The organism is Acinetobacter sp. ANC_7588 (assembly GCF_056783995.1).
On record NZ_JBWYIU010000006.1, the window covers coordinates 89459 to 108351 of the forward strand.

The following is an 18893-nucleotide window of genomic DNA, read 5'->3' on the forward strand; positions in this document are numbered from 1 at the left end:
AAAAATTAATTAAGCTTCATCAACTGCGTCATTTTTCGGCAATTTTAAGCTTTCATTCAATTTTTCCCACACTTTAAGCTCTTTTTTACTTGGACCGCCAACGATTTCGAGTGCATGACGCAAGCGAGCAAAAGTCAAGTCAGGACCAATGGTCACCATGGTTTGCATCACTGGCGTTGAAGCAGTAGAACCCGCAATGGCAATAAAGAACGCAGGCATAAAGTCACGTAATTTAATTTCCATTTGTGCAGCTAAATCCATTAGCGTTTGGCTAACAGTGTCATTATTCCAAGTAAATAAGCTTTCTAAGCGCCAAATTGCAAATTGTAGGCTTTGACGAACTTGCTCTTCAGATAACTTTTTACTTTCGAATTGTGCTTTAGACAGTGTAGGGAAGTGATTAAAATAATGTGCTGACCAATTCACAGCTTCAGACAATAGGTTAATACGTGGTTGGATTGCCGCTGCAATTTCTTCTAACTTGGCACGATCTGCCTTCCACGCCAATAAAGTGTCTAAAAGCTCAGCAGGGCTAAGTGCTTTGATCCATTGACCGTTTAACCAATTGAGTTTTTCTACATCGAAAATTGGACCCCCAAGTGATACACGTTGGATGTCAAAATTCTCGATCATCTCAGCCAAATTGAACTTTTCGCGTTCATCTGGCATTGACCAACCCATACGACCCAAATAGTTTAATAATGCTTCTGGTAATACACCGATATCTTTGTAGTAATTGATTGAAGTTGGGTTTTTACGTTTAGATAGTTTTGACTTATCAGGGTTACGTAAAAGTGGCATGTGGCAAAGCACTGGCATTTCCCAACCAAAATATTGATAAAGCAATTGGTGTTTAGGAGCAGATGGAATCCATTCTTCACCACGAATCACGTGAGTGATTTCCATTAAATGGTCATCAACAACGTTTGCTAAGTGGTAAGTTGGTAGGCCATCGGTTTTCAGCAGAATTTGCATGTCGACTTGTGCCCATGGGATTTCTACTTCACCACGCAGTAAGTCATTAAATTTACAAATTCCTTCTTCAGGTACTTTCATGCGAATAACATGCGGTTCGCCAGCCGCTAAACGTCTTTCAACTTCTTCTGGTGTATGTTTTAGACCACGACCATCATAACGAGGAGATTCACCACGTGCTTGTTGTTCTGCACGCATTTGATCTAATTCTTCAGCAGTGGCAAAACAATAGAATGCATGACCTTTTGCAACCAGTTCTAACGCATATTTTTTATAAATATCCATACGTTCAGATTGACGATATGGCGCATGAGGGCCACCCACATCTGGACCTTCTGACCAATTTAAACCTAACCAGCGCAATGAATCGAGAATCATTTTTTCTGATTCAGGTGTTGAACGGAGTTGGTCTGTATCTTCAATACGTAAGATAAATTCACCGCCATGCTGTTGAGCAAAGCATAGGTTAAATAATGCGATATAAGCAGTACCTACATGGGGGAAACCTGTAGGAGATGGTGCAATACGAGTACGAACTGTCATAGCCAGAAAAAGTTATCAAATAAAAATTGGTTTTATTATAGCAAAAAGCCCAGTGGCTTAATGATTAATTCATTAAATCGGACTGGGCTAAATTTGGCTCAATTGGGGAGATTGAGAAAAATGGTGCTTAAGATGTGTGCTGAGGAAATAAACTTTGTAAAAAACGCGAAAACTGTTGGTGTTGCGATGCTAGGAAGTTTTGCGTTGGAGCATTCTTAATAGAGGTGATCACTTTAATCTGATCCATCTCTGAAGAAGGTTTGTTCTCAGCACGTTCACGTTTTTGTTGAGTCAATGCGCGTTCGATAGGTGTTAAAGACTTTTCAGCAACACTAGAGTTTTGTAGTGATTTGGCAGGGTTTTGTAACGCTGCTGCATGTGTCTGGCTCATACCAAAAACACATAAAGTTAAGCTTAACGCTTGTAAATAGCACAAATTCATTTCAATTTTCCCCTATTTTGAATTTATTGTAAGAGTAATTAGGTTTACATTTTAAACATAAAATTCACAAAAGTACAAATGCATCACACTTTCTTACAATTTGTTATTCAACAATCCTTAAGTTACTCAACCTGTAGCTGAAATAAATTTTGCCTCTTTTTATCAATAAAATATGGAGATTTGGTGAAGATATGATGTTATGCGGTAAATTTTAAAGAGAGTATAAGTGATAAAAATGCAATTCATATGAAGAAAATGTATATAAAATTTAGATATTTACAATGATTTAATTCGTCTATTGAATACATTGTGACTGAAGTAAATAAAAAATATAGTGCAATTCATAAATGTAATAAAAAAGAGATTTTAATGAATAAGCACTTTTTCAATAAATTATTGGGCACAATGAGTATTGGGGCATTGTTGTTCAGTATGACTGCACAGGCGAATACATCATTTTTAAATGTTTCTTATGATCCCACTCGCGAATTTTATCAAGAATATAACCAAAGTTTCGGTGAGTTTTGGAAAAAACGTACTGGTCAAGACGTGCAATTTAAGCAATCTCATGGTGGATCTGGGAAACAAGCACGTGCTGTAGCAACAGGATTACAAGCAGATGTTGTGACCTTGGCACTTGCAAATGATATTGAAGAAATTGTAAAAGCAGGTTATATCAATAAAAATTGGCAAAAAGAATTTCCCAATAATTCAGCACCCTATACATCTACCATTGTTTTTTTAGTAAAAAAGGGCAATCCAAAAAATATCAAAGACTGGAATGATTTAGTCAAACCAGGTGTTGAGATCATTACCCCGAACCCAAAAACAGGTGGTGCGCCACGTTGGATTTATTTATCTGCATGGGGCTATGCACTTAAACAGCCTGCCGGAAATGATGCCAAAGCTCGTGAGTTAGTCAAACGATTATACAAAAATGTCAAAGTGTTAGATTCAGGAGCCCGTGGATCACTCACGACTTTTGCTGAACGTGGAATTGGTGATGTTTTACTGTCTTGGGAAAATGAAGCGCTCTTAGCGACGCAAGGTTTGGGGCAAGATAAATTTGAAATTATTTATCCATCCATTTCAATCCTAGCTGAGCCTTCTGTTGCCATCGTAGATAAAACCGTAGATAGAAATGGGAATCGTAATCTCGCAAAAGGATATCTTAACTATCTGTATTCACCTTTGGGCCAGGAATTAGCAGCTAAATATAATTTTAGACCACGTAATGAAAAAATCGCAGCTAAATACAGTGCTAAATTTCCAAAGGTACAATTATTTACCATTGATAAAGTGTTCGGTGGTTGGGCGAAAGCGCAACAAACTCACTTTGTAAATGGCGCGATTTACGACCAGATTTCAGCAGAAAAATAATCTATTTTTAGAACTTATGTGAATGGATCGCGACATGCTATCCATTTTTTTATAAGGAATACAGAAAATACTATATATTTGAATATAGACTGTATTTAAGATGATTTATGAATTAATTCATAATCTTGAAAGAAAAATGGTAGCAATATAACGTAAATCACATGTCCAAATTAAATTGATGAATATGATTTTATTTCATATATTTAGATTAATTATGTATATCTAGATTTTTTGACTATGAAAACTCAATTTAAAGCCTTGCTTACAGCGGGCTTACTCGCAACAGGTTTATCGTTCAGCGTATCTTCTCAAGCAGCACAACGTGATTTCCTGAATGTATCTTATGATGCGACTCGTGAATTTTATGATGAGTTTAATCAGTCATTTGGTCAATATTGGCAGTCAAGAACTGGAGTGAAAGTCAACTTTAAACAATCTCATGGTGGCTCAGGTAAACAAGCACGCTCTGTGGTTGATGGCTTGAAAGGCGACGTTGTCACTTTGGCTTTGGCAAATGATATTGAAGAGATCGTGAAATCGGGTCAAATCAATAAAGGATGGCAAAAAGAGTTCCCTTATAACTCTGCACCTTATACATCAACCATTGTTTTTATGGTGCGTAAAGGTAACCCTAAAAAAATTCAGGATTGGCAAGATCTTGTTAAGCCGGGTGTAGAAATCATCACACCAAACCCTAAAACAGGTGGACTACCACGCTGGGTATATTTATCAGCTTGGGGTTATGCACTCAAACAACCAGGTGGTAATGAAGCGAAAGCAAAAGACTTTGTTGGCAAGATGTACCATAACGTCAAAGTGATGGACTCTGCGGCGCGCGCTTCTATGACGACATTTGCTGAGCGTAAAATTGGCGATGTGTTGCTCACTTGGGAAAATGAAGCACTGGTCACTCAAAAAGCCTTGGGCAAAGATCAGTTTGATATTGTTTATCCATCTATTTCTATTTTGACAGAGCCTTCTGTTGCCATCGTTGATCGTACTGTAGATAAAAATGGCAATAAATGGTTGGCAACTGGCTATATCAACTATTTATATTCACCATTAGGTCAGGAGATGGCTGCTAAGCATTTCTATCGTCCGCGTAATGCTGAAGTGTTAGCAAAATACTCAAAACAATTTCCTAAGTTAAAAACATTCACCATTGATGAGGTTTTCGGTGGTTGGGCAAAAGCACAACAAGCACATTTTGTGAATGGTGCGATTTTTGATCAGATTTATAACAGTCGTCGTTAATATACTTAAGTAATTGAAAATTAATAAAAAAGCCTCCAAGTGAGGCTTTTTTATTTGAACATTCCAGTGAATGAAACGGTTTTGCCTATAGAAAGTAAAATTTACCTACAAAAAGTCGTTTGGAGCTTTATTAAAACAAGGTAATAATGTGCAGTTAAATTTTTAGATGTTCTGAAACGTTATTATGTCGCATATTTCTGTATTACTTCATGAAACTGTAGATGCCCTATTGGGTGGGCGTAATACAGGGATTTATGTAGATGGCACCTTTGGTCGAGGAGGTCATACTCGACTTCTCTTGTCCAAATTAGATGAACATTCTCGTGTCTATGCCTTTGATAAAGATCCGCAGGCTTTGGCTGTGGCTGCTCAGTTAGAACAAGAAGATCCAAGATTTACCATTATTCATGCAAGTTTTGCAGATATTAAAACAGCCTTAAATCAACGTGGTGTTGAAACTGTGGATGGTGTTATGGCAGATTTGGGTGTGTCATCGCCACAACTTGATCAGGCCGAACGTGGTTTCAGCTTTATGAAAGACGGTCCATTGGATATGCGAATGGACAACTCTCAAGGCCTAACTGCAGCGCAATGGTTGGTTGAAGTTGATGAAGAGCATTTAGCGAATATTATTTTTCAGTATGGTGAAGAACGATATAGCCGCCGCATTGCGAAAGCGATTAAAGCAGCAGGTTATATTGAGACTACAGGTCAATTGGCTGAAATTGTAAAAGTTGCCCATCCGAAATGGGAAAAAAATAAGCATGCTGCGACACGTACATTCCAAGCAATTCGAATTGAAATCAATAAAGAATTAGAAGATGTGCATGCTTTTTTACCTGAAGCACTGGATATGCTTCATAATGGAGGTCGATTAGCGGTCATCAGTTTCCATTCCTTAGAAGATCGAATTATTAAACAATTTATTCAAAAAGAGTCGACTTTAGCTGAGGATGATGGTTGGGGCTTACCTCAGAAACCTAAAGAAACTCGTCGTTTGAAAAAAATTGATCGCGTACGTGCAAGTGAAGAAGAAGTGAAACAAAATCCGCGTTCTAGAAGTGCTTGGTTGCGAGTTGCAGAGCGAATAAATTTTAAAGGCGAATAATGAAAAAGGAAAAAGACGTAGAACAACAGGAACTGGTAGCAACGACCTTGGTGCGTAAAAAAATACTGATCTATAGCGTTTTAACCGCTATGGTCATGGTGAGCGCATTTATGGTGGTCTATCAGGTCTATTCTTATCGTCAAGATTTTCGTGAATTCAATACGCATATGCGTGAGCTTGAAGACATAAATGCTGAATGGGGTCGTCTACTTATTGAGCAACAGACATTTGGAGCGACTGCACAAATTGGGACACGTGCAGTGACACAATTACGTATGTATTCACCACCAACATCACAGACTGTGGTGATTTCACTTCCTGCTGAAACCGCGAAAAATCAATAGGCACGCTGAATGGTTGATAAAAGCAAAACAAAACAAACACGTAAAAAACAGCAGCCCATTACACAGAAAAGAACCGTTGCTGTAGATATGTGGCGTTTCTATTTAATGTGGGGCTTAGTCCTGACATTTTTTGTAGTATTGGTTGCACGTGCCTTTTATGTTCAAATTGTGAACAAAGACTTTTTGCAAAATAAAGCCAATGCCAAAATTTTACGTACTGAAAAATTAAGCGCGATGCGAGGGGTTATTAGCGACCGTAATGGCGTTCCCTTGGCTATTAGTACACCAATTATGAAGGTGGTGATTGATCCTCAACATTATTTTGAAACTAAAGCAACTTTTGATGAAATCACTGAAGAGTTAAAAAAGAATCCAACCAGCCGTAAATTAAAAAATCAGTTACCACAGGAAAACCTGAATTTAGATGAGCTAGCAGATGCAGTTGGGTTGGATCGAGCTGACCTCAAAAAGCGTGTTCAAGATCGAGCTCGTTCACGTTATTTAGTATTGAAAAAAGAAGTACCACCTGCTCAAGCGGCTCTGTTAGCACAACGTAATTTTGCTGGCGTATATTCTGAAAAATCATATAAACGTTATTACCCACAACCACAACCCAACTCTCAAATCATTGGTTTAACCAATACCGAGGGAACAGGGATTGAAGGTTTGGAGATGCAGCTGAATAAGCGGCTTGCAGGGGTCAATGGCGAACAGAAAATTGTACGTGATAAGCATGGTAACCGTGTTCAAGTTCCAGAAGTTATTAAAGAAGTTGAAGCTGGGGAAAATATTACACTGAGTATTGATTCTCGATTGCAATACATTATGTATCGAGAGCTTACCGCGGTAGGCGTGGCAAATAATGCACGTTCTGCTACAGCAATTGCGGTCGATGTCAAAACCGGTGAAATTCTAGCGATGACCAGTTGGCCGTCGTATAACCCGAATGATAAAAAAAGTTTATCCAATAAAGATGCAATGCGAAATCGCGGTGCAGTTGATTCGTTTGAACCAGGTTCGACGATGAAACCATTAACGGTGGCGATGGCGCTTGAAAGTGGTAAGTACACTGCAAACTCAGTCGTTAATACCACGCCAGGGTCGATGCGTGTCGGTAATCATACGATTCGTGATACACATAATTATGGAGCGCTTACTTTAGGTGGCATTATTCAAAAATCCTCCAACGTAGGTGTAGCGAAAATTGCCTTATCTTTGCCTTATCCGACTTTACCAACGTTCTATAAGCGTCTTGGTTTTGGACAGCGTTCGGCTGTCAAATTCCCTGGTGAAAGTCCAGGTCTGATCTTACCGCCAAGTAAATGGAATATTTCAGAAGTTGCAACCATGTCCTATGGATATGGTCTTAATGCCACGGTACTACAATTGGCAGACGCTTATGCCATGTTGGCAAACAAAGGGAAGAAAGTTCCTTTAAGTTTGTACAAGTTGGATGAAGCTCCTCAAGGTGAACAAATGATTGATCCTAAAATTGCGGATCAAGTCTTGTTAATGATGGAGACAGCAACATTACCAGGCGGTACAGCGACTCGTGCTCAAATACCAGGTTATCGCGTTGCAGGTAAAACGGGTACAGCACACAAATTACGTGCTGACCGTAAAGGTTATTCGACCAATGAATATCGAGCTTTATTTGCAGGTGTTGCACCTGTAAGTGATCCACGTTTGGCGATGGTCGTCGTGGTCGAAAATCCAAAAGGCACATATTACGGTGGTACTGTTTCAGCACCTGTTTTCGCAAAAGTAATGCAGGAGTCGCTGAGACTGTTAAACGTACCATTGGATAAACCCTTAGATACTCCAAAATCCATTCCATAGGTGATGAATGTCGATTACATTTCAACAAATCTACGCTGTAGATCATCCAGCAGAATGGATGCAACAAGCATTTAATGGCTTCCAATTAGATAGTCGTAAAGTTGAAGCGGGACAAGTGTTTATTGCTTTGACTAGTCTTTCTCAACCTGAAAAAACTGCAGAATATGCACAGAAGGCTTTGGATCTTGGTGCTTTGGCTATTATTTCAGAACAAGATCTAGGTTTAACGCCAAGTTTGATCGTTCCGAATGTGCGTATGCTTATGGGACAATGGCAGAAAGATTATTTGCAACAGACACAGCCAGTAAATCCACTTCGAGTATTGGCTGTCACGGGAACCAATGGTAAAACGACCATTTCAAGGCTTGTCGCAGAGCTACTGATGTTAAGTAAGTACCCATGTGCTGTGATGGGAACGACAGGGAATGGGATTTTACCTCACCTTGAAGCATCTACACATACTACGTTGGATGCATTGCATATGCAAAATCAATTGCATGCTTATGCTCAGCAGGGGGCTAAGTTTGCTGCTATTGAAGCAAGCTCCCATGGTCTTGAACAGGGGCGTCTCAATGGAACGCCAATTGAAGTTGCTGCTTACAGTAATTTAAGTCGCGATCATTTGGATTATCACAAGACTTTAGAGGCCTATGCTGAGGCAAAATCACGCTTATTTCAGTTTGAGAGTCTTAAAGTTGCAATTATCAATATCGATGATGCTTACGCAAATATCATGCTCAAAGCGGCGGAGCAAAATCCAGCAAAACCTAAAATTTTGACTTATTCCACCACTCGACCCGCGGATTACCGTGTTGAAGAGATTCAATATAGTTTAGACGGTGTTCATTTTAAATTGGTGACCAAGACCCAAAGCTATTTAGTGCATAGTCCGTTATTGGGTCATTTTAATATTGAAAATGTAGTTGCGAGCTTAATCTCTGTTGAACAGGTGGGTTTAGATTTATCTCAGTTAGTCGCTTTAGTTCCTCAGTTAAAAGGCGCACCAGGGCGTATGCAAGTGTTGCGTGATCGAGATCGTTTGTTTGTCGTAGATTATGCCCACACTCCTGATGCATTAATTCAGGTTCTTCAAACATTAAAACGACATGTTTCACAACAATTATGGGCCGTGTTTGGGTGTGGTGGTGATCGTGATCGCGGTAAACGACCTTTAATGACACAGGCTGCTTTAGATCATGCAGATGTTGTATTGCTCACCTCAGATAATCCACGTACTGAAAACCCAGAACAAATTTTTGCTGACATGAAGGCTGGAATTGAATTTTTGGACAGAGAGGTTCATGAAATTCATGATCGTCGTGAAGCGATTAAGTTTGTAGTGAAAACAGCAAAAGCAGGTGACATTGTTGTGATTGCAGGCAAAGGCCACGAAAATTATCAAGAGATTGATGGTGTTCGTCATTGGTTTGATGATGTGGTAGAAGTCCAAGCAGCCATTAAGGGTCAGCATGCGACTAAGCCAGCATCTTATCCAGCAGACTAAGGAATCATTATGCACACATCTACTACAAGTACTGCGACACTTGTCCCATGGACTTTGTCTGATCTTGTTGCTGCTACTCAAGGGTATTGGTTGAATGATAAAAAACCGACTGGAGAAGTAAAGCGTATTTTGACAGACTCACGTCATGCGGAGTCGGGGGATGCTTTTTTAGCCCTGAAAGGTGAGCGTTTTGATGCGCATGAGTTTGTTCAACAAGTGGCTGAAAGAGGCTGTCAGATTGCGATTGTTGAGCGGCCTTTAGACATTGATATTTGTCAGTTGGTGGTAACAGATACGAGATTAGCATTAGGTATGCTTGGTGCATTTCGTCGCGCTCAACATGCGCAATTAAAAGTTATCGCACTGACTGGTAGTAGCGGCAAAACCACGACTAAAGAAATGCTTGGTAGTATTCTTGCTCGCAAAGCACCGACATTGATCACGCGAGGTAATCTCAATAATGATCTAGGTGTGCCTATGATGCTATTAGAGCTTCGACCAGATCATGAATATGCAGTGATGGAGCTTGGAGCAAGTCATCAAGGAGAAATTGACTATACCTCGAAGCTCGTTCAACCTCATGTTGCGGGTATTATTAATATTGGTACGGCTCATCTTGGTGAGTTCGGTGGGCGTGACGGAATTTGTAAAGCTAAATCTGAAATCTATGGTCATGTTTCAGAAACTTCGATCGTGCCAGCAGCTGATGATTATATAGACCAGATCCGTCAAAGTGTAAAAACAACAAAAACCTTAAGTTTTGGAGAAGGTGGCGATGTCTATGCTTCAGATATTCAGCTGAATCCACAGAGTGCTCAATTTAAATTACATACGCCTGTAGGTGTCCAACCCGTGGATTTACCTTTTGCTGGTGAGCATAATGTTCAAAATGCTTTGGCTGCTGCTGCTTTTGCATTGTCATTAAATATCAGCTTGGATGATATTGTCACGGGTTTAGAACAAGCTGTGGGTGCAAAGGGACGTTTGAATTTTATTCAAAAAAATGATTTTTTATTTATCGATGATACATACAATGCCAATCCCACTTCGATGCGTGCAGCGGGTGAAGTGCTTGCACAGCAAGAAGGTATTCGTGTCATGGTGATTGGGGATATTGGTGAGTTAGGTCCGACTGCTGCTCAACAACATTATTTACTCGGGCGAGATTTGGTTTCGATTCGCGGACTCAACTTTGTCGTTGCTGTTGGTGAGTTTGCACCAGCAACACAGGAAGGCGCACGTAGTACTCAGTACGGGAAAAAGTTACAAGCTTTCCTCAATCAAGAGCAAGCTCTACCATTTTTAATTAGTCTAATCGAAACACATCAACCGCAAAAAATGAGTTTCTTATTCAAAGGTTCTCGTTATACCCATATGGAAACGTTGATGGCAGATTTGATGGAGAAACTCTAAATGCTGTTATGGTTATTTGAACAACTTTCCGGCTATCACAGCTCGTTCCAAGTGGTTCGTTATTTAACATTACGTGCGCTGCTCAGTGTCTTGACAGCACTCACGATAGGCCTAGTTCTTGGTCCTGTTATGATCCGTAAGTTACAAGCTTTAAAATATGGCCAAGCGGTAAGTTCTTTCGCTCCGGAAAACCATGCCAAAAAAATGGGAACACCAACCATGGGTGGTCTCCTTATTTTGCTTTCTATTGGGATTTCAACTTTACTTTGGGCAGATCTTTCAAACCCTTATGTTTGGATTGTGCTTGGCGTGATGGTGATATTTGGCGCCGTAGGTTGGGCGGATGACTGGATTAAAATCCGTTATAAAGACAATGCAGGTTTGCCAGCGCGTAAGAAGTTTTTTTGGACATCTGTCGCTTCTTTGGGTGCAGGGATATCACTCTACGTAATTGCGACTCAGCAAACTAATCCTGTACACACTGCGAATATGTTGGATTTGCTGATCCCTTTCTTTAAAGATCTTACAATTCCTTTATCGGTAATACCTTTAGGGATCGGTTTTATCATATTCACTTATTTAGTGATTAACGGTGCGTCGAATGCTGTTAACCTGACTGACGGTTTAGATGGTCTTGCAATTATGCCAATTGTATTGGTTGCGGCGGGCCTAGGGGTGTTTGCTTATTTGGCGGGTGATGTTCGTTTTGCAAATTATTTACATATTCCCTATGTGAAATATTCATCTGAACTCGTTGTTATTTGTGCTGCAATGATAGGTGCAGGTTTAGCATTCCTTTGGTATAACGCGCATCCTGCACAAGTATTTATGGGTGATGTTGGTGCCTTGTCGCTTGGAGCGATGCTGGGAACTATTGCGGTGATGGTACGTCAGGAAATTGTATTTGCAATTATGGCGGGTGTATTTGTAGTCGAAGCAGTCTCTGTATTCTTACAAATCGGTTCGCTTCGTATGCGAAATAAACGTGTTTTCCTTATGGCGCCGTTACATCATCACTATGAAAAGAAAGGATGGCGTGAAACACAGGTGGTCATCCGTTTCTGGATTATCACAATTATGCTAGTAGTTTTAGGTCTAATGACCTTAAAATTGCGCTAAGCAAGAATCAAATGAGATCAAGTCGGCTTATGCCGACTTTTTTTCATCGCTAAAATTTTTTGGAGAAAATGATGAATCTGTTGATGTGTCCTGTTTGTCGCGAGGCATTGGCGCTTGAGGGGAAAACATGGCGCTGCAAGAGTAATCATAGTTACGATATTGCAAAGCAAGGTTATGTGAATTTGCATGTCGTACAGCATAAACATAGTAAAAATCCAGGGGATACCCCTGAGTCTGTTCAAGCTAGACGGTCGTTTTTATCAGCGGGATTTTATGCGCCATTACAGCAAGCTGTCGTTGCTAAAATCCGAGAATTACGTATTGAAAATCTTTTAGATATTGGTTGCGGTGAAGGATATTACACCAATGCAATGGAAGCTGAAGCGATACAAGTTGTGGGGGTGGATATTGCTAAAACTGCAGTTCAGGTAGCAGCAAAATTAAATCAAAATGTCACTTGGGTTGTGGGTACGGGGGCTGTGTTGCCTGTTTTAAGCGAGACCATCGATTTATGTACCAGTTTATTTAGTCCTATTCCCGAGGCGGAAATATTACGTGTATTAAAATCATCGGGGTATTTAATGGTTGTTACCCCAGGTCCACAACATTTATATAAAATGCGAGAAGCACTATTTGAAGAAGTTAAGGCACATGAGCCACATAAATTTGTAGCACAGTTGAGCGAGCACTTTGAGTTAATTGATGAAAGCTTAATTCAGGCACCATTGGTGTTGAACCAAAATGACCTAAAGTGTCTTATCGCAATGACGCCATATGCTTATAAGGCCAAACCTGAACGGCGTGAGCAATTAGAGCAAGTTGAAAAATTTGAACTGAGTGCAGAGTTTCAGATCTATATTTTAAAAAAGAAAAGTTAAAAGAAGCCCTCTTTTAGAGGGCTTTATTTTGGTTATTGAACTTGATTAATCAAATTTTCGATTGAATCTCGTTTAACTTGTGGTGTTGAATTCATATCCGGTGGTGTCGACGACGTCGGCGTTAACGGTTGATCGTTATCTGGTAGATCATCAAAATCGCGATCATTCGTTGGTGCTACCACTGGAGCAGGGCGATAAATTGGACGAGCTAAAGGTGGAGTTTTATCTTTTTGCTCATGGTTTAATGTATGTACACGACCACGTTGTTCTCGAGTTAAAGGAGCTTTTGCATTTTTATCTAAACTTACCCAAGCATATGGTGTATTGGCAAGCGACTTCTCCATAAAGTCACTCCAAATTGGAAGAGCAGCGATACCCCCATATTCACGACGACCTAGCGTAGTCGGTTGGTCGAAACCTACCCATGAAACTGCGACTAGATTGCCGTTAAAGCCAGCGAACCAAGCATCTTTTGCATCATTGGTTGTTCCTGTTTTACCTCCTAAATCACCACGACCAATTTTTAATGCTGCGCGACCAGTACCATGCTGAATTACGTCTCGTAAAATATTCGCCATATCAAATGCTGAACTGGATTTTAAAATTCGATGTGCTTGACGATATTGGCTACGCTCTTCATCAGTTAAAGTGGGTTGCTTATCCTCTAAAGACTGATTGGTAACTTCAATAATTTCGTCGTCTGGTGTTGTTGCTTCAGCAGAGGTTGTATCTTGCTTCTGAGATTTAATACATGAAATACATGCGTATTCTGGATTGGCTTGATAAATCACTTTGCCGTAAGCATCCTCAATACGGCTAATGAAGTGAGGTTGCACGCGGAAACCGCCATTGGCAATTGCGGCATAGCCTGTTGCCATTTGAACAGGGAGTACTTGAGGTGTTCCTAATGCAATCGTGTAGTTACGTGGAATCTGATCATCCTGCAAACCAAAATCCATAAACAATTGGCGAGTACGTTCTAGACCGACTGTTTGTAAAAGGCGAACAGAGACAGTATTACGTGACAAATATAAAGCGCGACGTAATGGAATCATCCCCAAATAGCGCCCATCAGAATTGCGTGGTGACCATTTACCAATGGTAATGGGATTATCACTAACCATGGTATGCGGCGTCATACCTCGTTCAAGTGCAAGCGAGTAGACAAATGGTTTGATAATAGAGCCAGGTTGACGCCAACCTTGCAGTGCACGGTTAAATTTCGATTGATAAAAATTATATCCACCAACGATCGCGACAATTGAGCCATCATTTGGGTTAAGTGCAATTAACTGACCTTGTACACGAGGCACCTGTACCAAGGACCACATACTACGATTTTGATTTGGACGTAGACGAACAATATCTTTGACTTTTACAATTTGTGAGGCATTGCTCGGTGCACCACCCACACTATTGGCATTGCGATAGCGTCTCGCCCAAGACATGCCAGACCAAGGAACAGTGACTGATGAACCATCTTGTAAAGTTGCTTCAAAAGAATTACTTAAAACTTTAGTGACTTCAGCAGGATAGGTGTTTGCAAATGGTACAAAGTCTTTTAAGGGTTTGTCATGGGCTTCTGGGCCACGCCATCCATGACGACGGTCATAACTTTCTAAACCAACACGAACTGCTTCTTCGGCAAAGGCTTGACGATTGTAATCAATAGTGGTGTAAACCTTATATCCTGAATCGATCGCGAGATCGCCAAATTTTTTGACGAGTTCAGAACGAACCATTTCACCGACATAAGGGAATTTATTGTTAATACCGCGATCAGGCATGTCCAAAGCGATAGGCTCTGATACTGCATCTTCATATTCAATTTGACTAATATAACCCAACTGTAGCATACGACCTAAAATCCAATTGCGACGTTCTAACGCACGTTCAGGATTGGCCACAGGATTATACTTAGAGGGTGCTTTAGGTAATCCTGCAATCATTGCCATTTGGGCAATTGAAAGATCGTCTAAATTCTTGTTGTAATAAATTTTTGCTGCTGCAGCGATGCCATAAGCATTTTTACCGAGGAAAATTTTATTGACGTAGAGGGTAAGAATCTCTTCTTTAGATAATTTTTGTTCGATTTTACGTGCTAAGAAAATTTCGGTGAGTTTGCGCTTGAGAGTTCGTTCTGGTGTTAAATAATAGTTTTTAGCCACCTGCATGGTAATTGTAGAACCACCAGTTTGAATGTCAGAACCCGTGATCGATTCACTGACTGCACGTCCTAAACTTTTAAAACTAATACCGCTATGCTCAAAAAAAGAAGAGTCTTCTGCAGCTAAAAAAGCATGAATAAAATCTTGTGGGATTTGCTCATATTCAACTGGAACAGAAAGTTTGCCACCATATTCTGCGATTAATTGGTTATCTGCTGTATAAACTTGCAGCGGTTTTAATAATGGAGCCTTCTTAAAAGCAGTCATCTCTGGCAAAGATGGTGCAATATAGAGATACATTCCATAAAATCCCATTGGAATTGTGACTAAGATAATGATAATCAGCAAAAAAAAAGGGTGAATCTGTCCACAACAAGATAGCTTTTTCATAACAAGTAAGTTTTAATAGGTGCTAAAGGCAAACTAATAGAAGGTCAGTATAGCTTCTCATTTAACGGAATGTTAGTTGAGTTATTATATCCGCAAAAAAATTAGACCAAGTGTAGTTAGTTTGTATTGTGCTGTTGTTGGGGACAAAAAAATAATAGGAATTGCATTGTGCTTAGACTATATCGTAAGCCAAATAAGGGGTTAGTGGGGGTAGATGTTAGTTCGACCTCTGTTAAGCTATTAGAGCTATCAGTTAAAAACGGTCGCTATTGGGTTGAAAGTTACGGGTTAAGTCCATTGGTTGATGGAAGTGTTGTTGAAAAAAACATCCTCAATCAGGATAACGTGGCTGATGCTTTAGAGCGCGCGATTAATATTGCAAATCCGCAATCAACGAATGCTGCTTTTGCAGTGCCTACGTCTATGGTGATTCACAAGGTCATCGAGATGGATGCCGACATGAGCGATGATGAGCGTGAAGTTCAGATTCGTATGGATGCTGAGCAATATATCCCATTCCCACTTGACGAAGTCAGTTTAGACTTTGAAGTGCTTCCTGAGCGATTAAACAATCCAAACAGAGTGAACGTTCTACTCGTTGCGACACGTACTGAAAACGTGGACTCTCGTATTGAAGTATTGGATTTGGTCGGCCTTACCCCAAAAGTTGCCGATGTTGAAAGCTATGCACTGGAACGTAGTTTTGAAGTCTTTGCAGATACATTGCCGATTGGTGCAAATCTTGTTGGCGTTCTTGATATTGGTCATACCATGACGACTTTGTCAGTCATGCAAAATGGCAAAATTATTTACACGCGCGAACAAGTGTTTGGCGGTAAGCAATTGACTCAAGATGTGCAAAATCGTTATGGCTTATCTTATGATGAAGCTGGGCGTGCTAAAAAAGACAACACCTTACCAGATGACTTTGAAACAGAAGTTTTAATGCCATTCCTTGATGCAGTGATTCAACAAGCAGCGCGTTCATTACAGTTCTTTTTCTCTTCTTCTCAATTTAACGAGATTGATCATATTTTATTGGCGGGTGGTAATGCCAATATCCCAGGTCTTGCAAAAATGATGCAACAAAAATTGGGATATCGCGTCACTATAGCTAATCCATTTTTACAAATGGGCTTTTCTCCTCAAATCGACCTGAAAAAAATAGAAAATGATGCACCATCATTATTGGTGGCGTGTGGCTTGGCATTGAGGAGTTTTGATTAATGGCTAAAATTAATTTACTCCCTTGGCGCGAAGAGCTAAGAGAACAGCGAAAAAAGCAATTTGTTTATATCTGTATCGCAGTGGTATTACTTGCGATTTTATCGGTTTTAGCAGCGTGGTTCTTCTTGAATCATAAATTGCAAGACCAAGAACAAGCAAACCAACTTATTGTAAGCACCAATCAAAGTTTAGACGTTCAATTAAAATCCTTGGAAGGATTGCAAGAACGTCGAAATGCAGTGATTGAGCGGATGAAACTGATTCAAGGTCTTGAAGGTCAACGACCTGTTACTGTGCGTTTAGTAGATGAATTGGTACGTGTTGTTCCTGAAACAGTGTATCTGACGAAATTTACCCGTACTGGTAATAAATTTACCATCGAAGGTAAAGCTGAAAGTCCGAATGCGGTAGCAGAGTTATTACGTGGTTTAGAAGCTTCCCAGTGGTACCGAAATGCATTTATGAATTCATTCTTGGCTGCGCCAGAAGTGAAGGAAAAAGCACCAAGTTCGGTAATCCCTCGAGTTGAAGAGTCTTACGGTACATTTATCGTGACTGTCGACTTGGGTGCAATTGCTCAACCGACATCAGAGATGGACGCGAATAATGTGGGAGGTGCACCATGAGTCGTAATGATTTAAATGATTTTGATTCAGATGTCACTGTACCTAAAAAGAAGTCCATGACTGTTGAAAAGTTCTTTCAGCAATTTAATACTTTGGACTCCAATAACTACGGTAGTTGGCCACTGTCTGTAAAAATTACCTGTTGGATTTTTATTTTCCTATTTGTTTGTTCTATTGGTTACTTTTTGGTGATTAAACCAAAACTTGAATCTATTGATCTTGCTAAAGCACAAGAGGCAAATTTACTGACAGAGTTTAAAGAAAAGGATTCTAAGCTCCGTAATTTGCAGCAATACCAAGCACAGTTGCAACAAATGGAAATGAATTTCAATGAGCAATTACAACAATTGCCAAAAGAAACAGAAATTCCAAGTTTAGTTGAGGACATCAACTTAACAGGTGTGAATTCAGGACTCAAATTTAAAAATATCCGTCTCGAAAATGAAGTGGCTCAAGAATTCTTCATTGAGCAGCCAATTTCGATAGAAACGACAGGTGATTATCATTCATTTGGGCGTTTTGTGAGTGGAATTGCGTCTTTACCGCGTATCGTGACTTTGCATGATTTTGTGATTACAGCGACGCCAAGTGCAGATAAAAAATCTGATATTCCACTGATCAATTATTCATTAAAAGCCAAAACATATCGTTATGTTGCATCGACTGAAGATACGGTAGGTTCAGCGGTTGTTCCACCAGCTGATATGCCAGCAGGAGGACAATAATGAAATCATTTAAGCTTTTGTGCGGATTAGTTATTGCAGCGACTATGGTGGGATGTGATTCGCGTATTGATGCGGTCAATCAAGAAATGGCGAATATTCGTAGCCAACCACCTTTACCGATAGAACCGGCACCTGTATTTAATCCAGTTCCAAATTTTCTTTACTCGGCGCATCAACTTCGAAGTCCATTCTTGCCAAACTCATTGGCAACAGAGCTAAGAATCATGTCGGGTAAACGTGTTTATCCTAATTTTAATCGTCAACCACAGCCTTTAGAAAGCTATGCATTGGAAACGTTAAACTTTAAAGGAAGTTTAAAACGTAACAATGGACAGATTCTCGCTTTGATTCAAACCCCTGATGGTGAGATTGAGCGTGTGCAACGTGGTAATTACATGGGGATGAACCAAGGGCGCATCGTGAAGATAACGCCGACTCAAATCGATCTGATTGAAATTGTTTCAGATGGTCGAGATGGTTATATCGAAAGACCAAGAAGCTTAGTGTTGCTTGGGCCTGTTGGTTAAGACGAGTTAAGGAATAACAATGAAAAAGAGTATGCAAAATTTTTGGGGTGGGGATCGACAGTATATGAACCGTTTTCTTCGTCAATTCGCTATGACCACTGTTTCTATAGCTGTTATGCAGGCAGCGGCGGCTAAAACTACGATGACCAATATTGTGCCTTTGCAGGTGCCAGGTCAAGGAACAGAAATCCGTGTCATGTTTAACGGATTACCTCCACAGCCACAGTCATATCAATTGGAAAATCCATCTCGACTCGTTTTGGATTTTATGCAGGTAGGTCAAACACTGGCGAATACTAAAATACCTGTGTCGACCACTGAAGCAAACTCAGTTGAAGTCATTTCTAATGATCAGCGTTCACGGTTAACTGTCAATTTAACGCAGAAAGGTAGCTACACGACACGTGTTGAAGGCAATACCTTTATTTTAA

The 18893-nt window shown here is 40.1% G+C and carries 16 protein-coding genes and 1 pseudogene; 14 read left to right on the forward strand and 3 right to left on the reverse strand.

The window, feature by feature from the left end:
* Window positions 1–9: 9 nt before the first annotated feature.
* A complete protein-coding gene (gene gltX, locus AC1M9J_RS07560; RefSeq protein WP_481952104.1) occupies window positions 10–1518 on the reverse strand; it encodes a glutamate--tRNA ligase in 1509 nt (502 codons plus the stop codon).
* Window positions 1519–1645: 127 nt separating this feature from the next.
* Window positions 1646–1960 (reverse strand): hypothetical protein, encoded by a 315-nt coding sequence (locus AC1M9J_RS07565; RefSeq protein ID WP_092767291.1) that lies wholly within the window; start codon window positions 1958–1960, stop codon window positions 1646–1648.
* A gap of 405 nt (window positions 1961–2365) precedes the next feature.
* Between AC1M9J_RS07565 and AC1M9J_RS07570 the strand changes: the two genes are divergently transcribed.
* The 9 genes from AC1M9J_RS07570 (at window position 2366) to AC1M9J_RS07610 (ending at window position 12799) form a co-directional block, all read left to right on the forward strand.
* The gene (locus AC1M9J_RS07570) at window positions 2366–3340 is read left to right on the forward strand and encodes a sulfate ABC transporter substrate-binding protein (protein ID WP_481952122.1); all 975 of its coding nucleotides are present in this window, start codon (window positions 2366–2368) and stop codon (window positions 3338–3340) included.
* A 237-nt stretch (window positions 3341–3577) separates the two neighbouring features.
* Window positions 3578–4594 carry a sulfate ABC transporter substrate-binding protein gene (locus tag AC1M9J_RS07575; RefSeq protein ID WP_481589159.1) on the forward strand — a complete coding sequence of 339 codons (1017 nt, stop codon included), beginning with the start codon at window positions 3578–3580 and terminating at the stop codon, window positions 4592–4594.
* Window positions 4595–4778: 184 nt separating this feature from the next.
* Window positions 4779–5702, forward strand: a complete 924-nt coding sequence (rsmH, locus tag AC1M9J_RS07580) for a 16S rRNA (cytosine(1402)-N(4))-methyltransferase RsmH (RefSeq protein WP_481591473.1) — start codon at window positions 4779–4781, stop codon at window positions 5700–5702.
* Window positions 5702–6046: a cell division protein FtsL gene (gene ftsL, locus AC1M9J_RS07585; RefSeq protein ID WP_092767285.1), complete on the forward strand. Its 345-nt coding sequence runs from the start codon at window positions 5702–5704 to the stop codon at window positions 6044–6046. Before rsmH ends, ftsL begins: the two co-directional genes overlap by 1 nt.
* A gap of 9 nt (window positions 6047–6055) precedes the next feature.
* Window positions 6056–7885 carry a penicillin-binding protein PBP3 gene (ftsI, locus tag AC1M9J_RS07590; RefSeq protein WP_035263956.1) on the forward strand — a complete coding sequence of 610 codons (1830 nt, stop codon included), beginning with the start codon at window positions 6056–6058 and terminating at the stop codon, window positions 7883–7885.
* 7 nt (window positions 7886–7892) lie between these two features.
* Window positions 7893–9389: a UDP-N-acetylmuramoyl-L-alanyl-D-glutamate--2,6-diaminopimelate ligase gene (locus AC1M9J_RS07595; protein ID WP_481952105.1), complete on the forward strand. Its 1497-nt coding sequence runs from the start codon at window positions 7893–7895 to the stop codon at window positions 9387–9389.
* 9 nt (window positions 9390–9398) lie between these two features.
* On the forward strand, window positions 9399–10802 hold the full coding sequence (locus AC1M9J_RS07600) for a UDP-N-acetylmuramoyl-tripeptide--D-alanyl-D-alanine ligase (protein WP_035263958.1): 1404 nt from the start codon (window positions 9399–9401) through the stop codon (window positions 10800–10802).
* Complete coding sequence (gene mraY, locus AC1M9J_RS07605) at window positions 10803–11921, forward strand: phospho-N-acetylmuramoyl-pentapeptide-transferase (RefSeq protein ID WP_092767279.1); 1119 nt, start codon at window positions 10803–10805, stop codon at window positions 11919–11921. It begins immediately after the preceding gene.
* A 71-nt stretch (window positions 11922–11992) separates the two neighbouring features.
* On the forward strand, window positions 11993–12799 hold the full coding sequence (locus tag AC1M9J_RS07610; protein WP_180028177.1) for a putative RNA methyltransferase: 807 nt from the start codon (window positions 11993–11995) through the stop codon (window positions 12797–12799).
* A gap of 32 nt (window positions 12800–12831) precedes the next feature.
* Here the strand turns inward: AC1M9J_RS07610 and ponA are convergent, their stop codons facing one another.
* Complete coding sequence (ponA, locus tag AC1M9J_RS07615; RefSeq protein WP_481596116.1) at window positions 12832–15357, reverse strand: penicillin-binding protein PBP1a; 2526 nt, start codon at window positions 15355–15357, stop codon at window positions 12832–12834.
* 168 nt (window positions 15358–15525) lie between these two features.
* On the opposite strand from ponA, the gene AC1M9J_RS07620 reads away from it, so the two are divergent.
* The 5 genes and pseudogenes from AC1M9J_RS07620 to AC1M9J_RS07640 form a co-directional block, all read left to right on the forward strand.
* Window positions 15526–16584, forward strand: a complete 1059-nt coding sequence (locus AC1M9J_RS07620; protein ID WP_035263966.1) for a pilus assembly protein PilM — start codon at window positions 15526–15528, stop codon at window positions 16582–16584.
* Window positions 16584–17210 (forward strand): PilN domain-containing protein, encoded by a 627-nt coding sequence (locus AC1M9J_RS07625; protein WP_035263969.1) that lies wholly within the window; start codon window positions 16584–16586, stop codon window positions 17208–17210. Before AC1M9J_RS07620 ends, AC1M9J_RS07625 begins: the two co-directional genes overlap by 1 nt.
* Window positions 17207–17935 carry a type IV pilus inner membrane component PilO gene (locus AC1M9J_RS07630; protein ID WP_481952106.1) on the forward strand — a complete coding sequence of 243 codons (729 nt, stop codon included), beginning with the start codon at window positions 17207–17209 and terminating at the stop codon, window positions 17933–17935. The genes AC1M9J_RS07625 and AC1M9J_RS07630 overlap by 4 nt, the downstream gene beginning before the upstream one ends.
* A complete protein-coding gene (locus AC1M9J_RS07635) occupies window positions 17935–18462 on the forward strand; it encodes a pilus assembly protein PilP (RefSeq protein WP_035263973.1) in 528 nt (175 codons plus the stop codon). Before AC1M9J_RS07630 ends, AC1M9J_RS07635 begins: the two co-directional genes overlap by 1 nt.
* 196 nt (window positions 18463–18658) lie before the next feature.
* Window positions 18659–18880: pseudogene (locus tag AC1M9J_RS07640) on the forward strand (AMIN domain-containing protein); the annotation flags it as partial.
* Window positions 18881–18893 lie beyond the last annotated feature (13 nt).

Coding starts and splice junctions, on each gene's coding strand:
- AC1M9J_RS07595 (WP_481952105.1), top strand. CDS start 7,893: ATGTCGATTACATTTCAACAAATCTACGCTGTAGATCATCCAGCAGAA.
- ftsI (WP_035263956.1), top strand. CDS start 6,056: ATGGTTGATAAAAGCAAAACAAAACAAACACGTAAAAAACAGCAGCCC.
- AC1M9J_RS07625 (WP_035263969.1), top strand. CDS start 16,584: ATGGCTAAAATTAATTTACTCCCTTGGCGCGAAGAGCTAAGAGAACAG.
- AC1M9J_RS07610 (WP_180028177.1), top strand. CDS start 11,993: ATGAATCTGTTGATGTGTCCTGTTTGTCGCGAGGCATTGGCGCTTGAG.
- gltX (WP_481952104.1), bottom strand. CDS start 1,518: ATGACAGTTCGTACTCGTATTGCACCATCTCCTACAGGTTTCCCCCAT.
- ftsL (WP_092767285.1), top strand. CDS start 5,702: ATGAAAAAGGAAAAAGACGTAGAACAACAGGAACTGGTAGCAACGACC.
- AC1M9J_RS07575 (WP_481589159.1), top strand. CDS start 3,578: ATGAAAACTCAATTTAAAGCCTTGCTTACAGCGGGCTTACTCGCAACA.
- AC1M9J_RS07635 (WP_035263973.1), top strand. CDS start 17,935: ATGAAATCATTTAAGCTTTTGTGCGGATTAGTTATTGCAGCGACTATG.
- AC1M9J_RS07565 (WP_092767291.1), bottom strand. CDS start 1,960: ATGAATTTGTGCTATTTACAAGCGTTAAGCTTAACTTTATGTGTTTTT.
- AC1M9J_RS07630 (WP_481952106.1), top strand. CDS start 17,207: ATGAGTCGTAATGATTTAAATGATTTTGATTCAGATGTCACTGTACCT.
- AC1M9J_RS07600 (WP_035263958.1), top strand. CDS start 9,399: ATGCACACATCTACTACAAGTACTGCGACACTTGTCCCATGGACTTTG.
- AC1M9J_RS07570 (WP_481952122.1), top strand. CDS start 2,366: ATGAGTATTGGGGCATTGTTGTTCAGTATGACTGCACAGGCGAATACA.
- ponA (WP_481596116.1), bottom strand. CDS start 15,357: ATGAAAAAGCTATCTTGTTGTGGACAGATTCACCCTTTTTTTTTGCTG.
- mraY (WP_092767279.1), top strand. CDS start 10,803: ATGCTGTTATGGTTATTTGAACAACTTTCCGGCTATCACAGCTCGTTC.
- rsmH (WP_481591473.1), top strand. CDS start 4,779: ATGTCGCATATTTCTGTATTACTTCATGAAACTGTAGATGCCCTATTG.